At 57.4% G+C, this 1,027-nt stretch carries 2 protein-coding genes; both read right to left on the bottom strand.

Annotated features, from left to right (window positions below):
• Positions 1 to 82: 82 nt before the first annotated feature.
• Complete coding sequence (locus ACOVRA_RS14200) at positions 83 to 553, bottom strand: PaaI family thioesterase (RefSeq protein ID WP_421720866.1); 471 nt, start codon at positions 551 to 553, stop codon at positions 83 to 85.
• On the bottom strand, positions 550 to 1,026 hold the full coding sequence (locus tag ACOVRA_RS14195; protein ID WP_421720865.1) for an SspB family protein: 477 nt from the start codon (positions 1,024 to 1,026) through the stop codon (positions 550 to 552). The genes ACOVRA_RS14200 and ACOVRA_RS14195 overlap by 4 nt, the downstream gene beginning before the upstream one ends.
• Position 1,027 lies beyond the last annotated feature (1 nt).

The raw sequence follows: 1,027 nt of genomic DNA, 5'->3' as shown, positions 1-1,027 counted from the left end.
TTCCAAGTCAAAAAAACCCCTAAGTTTAGAGTAACCTTAGTGCATTCCAAGGATGGAATTCACCCCACCGCGCGAGCTTGGCTTAGCCGTCCGCCCTCGGATGTCTTGCTGGCAAAGGCGTGGGCAGGACGGTTGAGGTGGCGCGTGCGACGAGTTTGCCATCTGCATCAAACAAATCGGCCTCTAAGAAGGCAGCTTTATTGCCCCATTTGACGACGCGGCCTTCGGCTTCGACTGGGCCTGCCGGGCAGGGACGTAAGAAAGTCGTTTTCAGCTCTAAGGTTGGGACGGCAAAGGCCATTTGCCCAGCAACAATCCCAGCAATGGCCATGGCCTCATCCAGCATAGCCGTGACAAAACCGCCTTGCAGCGCGCCGCGCGGATTACACCACGCGGCTTGGCCGACCATTTTGATCCGCACGCGTCCACCCGCTTGATCGATCGACAGGACTTCAAGTCCCAGCGTGTCGGAACAGGCTGGTCGAGATTTGGCTTGGGTAAATTTTGCCAGAACTTCCGCGTCGGTGCGGGCCGGGCCGGTTTCTGCGCTCACTTCTTACGCCGGAACGCGTCGAGGCTAACAACCGCACCGGTGCTCGGTGCTTTGACGACTGAATCTTCAACTTCGGATTCCAGCACGTCATCGTCCAAGTCCGCATCTGGCGAGAGATCGTCGACCACATCGAACGGCAAAGCAAAGCGCACGGAAGGGTCATAGAAGCGGGTGATCGCCGCAAAGGGGATCACAATCCGCTGTGGCACGCCGCCAAAGTGCAAGGTAATGGCAAACCAGTCGTCGCGCACTTCCAGCCCTTCATATTGGTGCTGGATCACGATCGTCATCTCATCAGGATATTTCGCAGCCAGATATTGGGCGACTTGCACGCCACGCGCACGGGTGCGGAAGCTGATGTAGAAATGATGGTCGGCAGGCAGGCCCGTCAACGCAACTTTGATTGCATCGCGCACGACGCCACGCAGGGCATCTTGGGTTAGCTTTGCATAGCCGATGAGGTCTTCCGACATC

This window comes from Aquidulcibacter sp., from assembly GCF_049239865.1.
In the GTDB taxonomy this organism is placed as follows: domain Bacteria; phylum Pseudomonadota; class Alphaproteobacteria; order Caulobacterales; family Aquidulcibacteraceae; genus Aquidulcibacter.
This window is presented reverse-complemented; position numbering and strand designations above follow the sequence as displayed.

Excerpts from the sequence above, each read along its gene's own strand:
- ACOVRA_RS14195 (WP_421720865.1), bottom strand. The coding sequence starts at position 1,026 with ATGTCGGAAGACCTCATCGGCTATGCAAAGCTAACCCAAGATGCCCTG.